This window comes from Chamaesiphon sp. OTE_20_metabat_361 (assembly GCF_031364565.1).
In genome coordinates this window covers 1-5,350 of sequence record NZ_JANLWO010000419.1, presented here as the reverse complement: position 1 = coordinate 5,350, position 5,350 = coordinate 1, and the positions used below count along the sequence as shown (strand labels likewise).

At 47.5% G+C, this 5,350-nt stretch carries 2 protein-coding genes and 1 pseudogene; all 3 read right to left on the bottom strand.

Annotated elements, in window-relative coordinates:
* Nucleotides 1-62 precede the first annotated feature (62 nt).
* Nucleotides 63-2,528 (bottom strand): GH116 family glycosyl hydrolase, encoded by a 2,466-nt coding sequence (locus RMO35_RS12160; protein ID WP_309741514.1) that lies wholly within the window; start codon nucleotides 2,526-2,528, stop codon nucleotides 63-65.
* Nucleotides 2,529-2,616: 88 nt separating this feature from the next.
* Nucleotides 2,617-3,639, bottom strand: coding sequence for a hypothetical protein (locus RMO35_RS12155; RefSeq protein WP_309741513.1), 1,023 nt, complete (start codon nucleotides 3,637-3,639; stop codon nucleotides 2,617-2,619).
* A gap of 109 nt (nucleotides 3,640-3,748) precedes the next feature.
* A pseudogene (locus RMO35_RS12150) lies at nucleotides 3,749-5,179 on the bottom strand (UPF0182 family protein); the annotation flags it as partial.
* Between the last annotated feature and the right edge of the window lie 171 nt (nucleotides 5,180-5,350).

The following is a 5,350-nucleotide window of genomic DNA, read 5'->3' as shown; positions in this document are numbered from 1 at the left end:
GACAAATTTAGTCCGCGTAGGCGGACTTTGCATCACGAGGAGTGGTTTCAACCACTTTGGATCTAGGTATCAAGTTGGGATAACGTATGATAAATTCCCCAAATCGCCATCGCTCTGAGATAGTGACTAGCGCGAAAAGTGCCAGCGGAAGTAATTGCTTCGGGTGTTCTAAATTGCAGCCCGTTAGTATATACTTGCTCCACAATTGTCTCGGTTAATTTCAACGCTTCATCCCGCATTCCCATTTGGACTAAAAAGGCAGCTATTCCGAAGTTAATTCCCGTCCATACTTCGAGAGGATGGGTATCTTTGGGATTCGATGGTGAGCCGTCGATTTTGACCCCGTTGGCGGCTCCAAATTTACCGCCTTGGAAATTGAGGAAACAGGATTGATAGACGTTTTCTAGAGCAGTTTTGGCGCAATCTAGGGGCACGATATCATCCAGTTCTAGGAGCTTGGCGTAGAATTGACCGCACAATTGATCTGCCATCACTACTTCGGAGCCGCTTTCGGTATCGATGCGGTAAAAGCTACCATTCCAGAGTTGTTGTTGATAGATGGGTTTGGCTGCATCTAACCAGGATTGATATTGAGGGATAATTTCGGCGGGTTTAGGTAATAGTTCGCCGTGGTATTGTTGGGTGAGAATATTACCGATCGAGACTGCCGCCTCTAGAGCTGCTAACCATAATCCGCCACAATAAGCACTGATTCCTTGCAGTCGCCAATCGTCGAAGGTTTGATCGGGTGCGCCGGAGTTTTCGATCATGCCATCGTTGTCGAGATCGAACTGTTTGAGATAGGCTAAAGTATCGACGATCGCACTCCAACATTCGGCGAGAAATTCAAGATCTTGTTTGCCTGTAAATATATATGCGCGATAAACTTGCAAGACAAAATCACTGCCCAAATCTTTCCAGAGATTGCAATCTTGATAACAGGTATAGTTAGTCTTTTCCCACGGGTGTTCGTTAGGTGCGCCGAGATCGTGGGGGGTGGCGTGGAGAGTTTTTCGGGGTGCCATCATCTCGTCTAGATCGACATTTTGAGGGCGATCTTCGTAGCCGAATGCGGTTTGGACGTAGTAACCGATGAGGCGTTTATTTGTATCTTCAGTATGGATGGCTCTAGCGAAGGCAATTAGAATTGATTTCTCCAATTTCGGCCACAGTAAGAGGACGGAAAAGGAGCCATATAAGCGGACATCTAAACTTTCATACCACCGATAATCTAAGCATTCTAATACACCGAATTGTCCCACCGGGTCGCGATCGTCAGCAGCCGACCATAATGTCCCGCCATCAGTAAGTAAATATAGCTCATTAAACAATGCCATCTTGAACCAATCGGGTAGATCGGATCGATCGAGAATTGGTTGTTGCCAGTTGATTATTTGCTCTTGCCAAGTATCGGAATGTTTGAGAGCAGTCCGCACCATCGCCCAACTATTTTCACCCGATCGACCGAAGAAATCTGTATAGCGGCGATAATAATTTACGCCCTTACCAAATTCAGTAACGGGAAAATCCCAAGCGAGAACAAACGGTATTTTTTTCGTTTGTCCGGGTTTGACTGTGAACCGAATAGTTATCGCTGCGGCAATTCTTTCACCCGATTTTGCCTCACTTTCATCGTCGATATCTGGGAGCGAACCATCGGCGGCAAAACTATCCCAAATCTCACCACCATCCCCGATCGGATTCCAGCGGGAATGATAAAATACTTCAATGCTGGGATTGGCAATACTCGCGATCGACCATTGTCCTTCACCTTCAATCGGTTCGTCAGATTTATGCGCTTTATCTAATAGACACCCAACCCGATAATTATCGACAATCCACTGATTATAATTGCCCTCACTTTCGCCGATGCGGGGTTGATAATCATACACTGGACTACCATCGTCGCGAATCTCAACTTTACTAGACGGACTAGTATTCGCAAACCACCCGACGGTATTTTCCCAGGTAAGCATGATGCTCAGAGTAATCGGTTTATCAGTGGGATTGTGAGCCGTCCATTCAAATACCGCGATCGGATAGGAAGTCTCCTGATAATTATCCGCCCAAATTGGCGAGAACTGTTCGCAGGTTAATTGCGCCTGGAAGACGTTTTCATAGCCATACCAACTGCGGGGATATAAAGCCTGATAAGTACCCGTTCCTTGCCCTGCTGGCGTCGTCTGAGGATACCATTGCCAGCGATCTAGACTCTCATCTTCAGGTGCTTGCGTAGACATGGCATAAGCCTGACTATCGCCATTTTCTAGCTGCTCGAAGACACTAAATTGACACGCCGAAAGGTTTTTAAAAACATGTTCGCCGCCGTCGATGTGCCACAAATTGAACTCCCCACGATGAGATCGTCCGATACATCCCGCGCCGAATCCCCCTAACGGCATCCCATGAAAAGGGCCATCATCGAGATTGCTCTCATAGCGGACGGTATATGGTTTTTCCCAGTCTTGGTGAAACTGACGTTGCCAAGTAGCGGTGGGGATCTGCGGACGGGGTGAGGGTTGGAGCATATACGAGCGGCTAGTTGGAAAGATGCAACTCCCTATTGTAGACTGCTGTGTTAACCTCTAGTCTGCCTTGCTCGATCGAATTTTAAATTTAGGCGCGATCTAATTTATGTTGAGTGTAATTATCGATTCGATTAGTCAATTTAAGATTATAGTCGTGCAGATCGCCCAGACTGGTATCGAGATCGTTGACACGTTCGACGAGATCGGACGAGATCGCGTTATATGTTAATAACTGAATCTGCTGCTTTGTCGCTGCGATCGAGGCGTGGAGAGCAGCTTGCTCTAGTTCTCGTTCTGTTACCTGGGAAATTTGGGCGTCTTTTACCTGAGAAAATTCTAGGATGAGACTCTGAATGTCTTTGCCAATTTCGGCGATCGAACCATTGAGTTTGAGCAGATCGTGTGGATCTTGACGCTCGGCAAAGGCTTTTTCTAGCTCTAAAAATCGCCAGCCAACTTGTTGGATCGAATCCTCAGCTACTCTAGAGTTTGCTTCTAAGGATTGTAGCTTTTGTTTGACTTCGATAATTAATAAATAGATTTCATCGCGATCGAGATCTTCTTGTGATAATCTCACGGGTGAATTATCTAATCGATCGGATCGCTCGCTCTGTTCTAGAGTTGCCATTGAATCGATCGAGGTTGCTAATAATCCGCTTTCTACATTAGTAACGCGCGTAGAATCTTTGCTGTTATGGAATTCCTGCTCGAAATTGGCAAGATTTAAACTAAGCTGTTTGAGTGAATCTTTAGTGAGATCGATTTCGGTCAAAAATGGGGATAGATCGTCACTTCTTTGCTCGATTTCTGTTAGCAATATTCCCAGCCGTTGTAGTTTTGCTCGATCCTCGCTCACACTTGCGGACAAGCGATAGAAGTCAACTGTTGTGGGTGCCGCAGGTAAGGCAACCAGTTGATGCTCTAAGTTTGCCAGCCGCTGCTCGGCGGCGATTAATTGTTTTTGGCGGTTCATCAAACTTACCGATAGGGCAAGCGTTAAAGGTGTCGCGACATAGGCGACTTGCTGAGTAACAACCGCAGCAATACTCCCCAAAACTGACAAGCCGATCGAGGCAGACTCTACACCATTAAGATTATTTTTGATATTCACGAGATCCCGGCACTTTCTATTCTAGCGATCGCAATATGATGTATTACTATTCGCTGGTGGCGATCGCTCATCGGGATGAAAAGTTAAAAATTAATTTCAGATAATGTAATTAAGGCGGGGGAGAATTTACTGGAGACTTGAAAATAGCGGCGAGAGCTTGGGGTAAAGTTTCCGCCATCACGATCCGATTTTCATACGCCACAATTACCCTGATTAGAGTTGGAAGCTGATTTTGAGTGGCTTCGAGATAGAGTGGTTCGACGTATAATAGGGACTGCTCGATCGGCACGATTAGCAGATTTCCCTGTACCACACGCGAACCTTGACGATTCCAAAGCGATATTTGGCTGGAGATTGCCGGATCTTGATTGATTCGCGCTTCGATTTGTTCGGGGCCGAAGATTTGGCGTTGTTTCGGGAAGGTGTAGAGTAGTAATTTGCCATAATTCTCACCGTCAGAACGCGCCGCCAACCAAGCGACTAAATTACTTCGCTGTTGGGGAGTATAGGGCAATAGCAGCGTAAATTCGGGGACGGGGATAGTCGGTAAGCTGGTAATCAAATAATACGGCTCTACCAAGCGTGGCTTGTCACCGTAGACTTCAGTGGGAATTTGCCACTGATCCTCGCGATTGTAAAATACCTGCGGATCGGTCATATGATAGGTCATCAACCGATCGGATTGAATCTTGAAATAGTCTTGGGGATAGCGCAGATGTCGCCGCAGACTGAGAGGCATCGCACTTAGCGGTTTGAATACATCGGGAAAGATTTTCGCCCAGGTGGTGACGATCGGATCGCTCGGATCGGCAATATAAAAGCTCACCGAGCCATGATAAGCATCGATAACGACTTTGACTGAGTTGCGGATATAATTGATGCCTTCCTTGCCAATATCGGCGTAGGGATAGCGATCGCTCGTCGTATAGGCATCGACGATCCAATACAGAAAGCTCGGATCTTTGGCATCGGTAGGATTGCCTCTCGCATCTGTCGCAACTAGATACGGGTCTCGATCGTACCGCAAGAATGGGGCGATCGCGCGAATTCGCCGATCGATATTCCGCCGCAATAATAACTTCGTCTGTGGCAAAAATTCGGGCGTTAGCACCATCCGCCAATCATTCAAATATGCGGCAAATAGCAGTTTTCGCCCCAGCGAACCAATATTAATCCCACCCCTGCCGTCATAGCTGTTGTAAACATTATCATTACCACTGGGGTAGTCCAACTCTTTGACTTTAGTGCCCGTCATGATGTATGTATCGGTGCTTTCCCCATAATAAATGCGCGGTTGCCCGATCGGAATACTCGATCGAGCCGCACTAGCTGTCGTCAGGGGACGCCCCTGATTCGTACCGATATCTTTCACCAGATATTCTGGCAATCCTCCTGTTGCTACCCGATTGACGGGACTGACGGTAAAGCCATAGCCGTGTGTATAGATCAGATGCTCGTTTACCCAGGTTTGGGCTTGTTTGGGCACGGCGGTATAGTCGAGTTCCCGTGCGGCGATCAGCACTTGTTGCTGCTCGGTAGCATTAGCCCCACCTTGATAAGGGGGGGTTGGGGGGGTAACACCAACCCCAACGGAGCTAAGATTTTGGATTGCAGCGGCGATCTTTACCCCACCCCAGCCCACCCCGGGGGAAAGGGTGGGTGCAAGTACAATAAGCCCCCCACGATAAGGGGGGGGTGGGGGGGTGAAGCC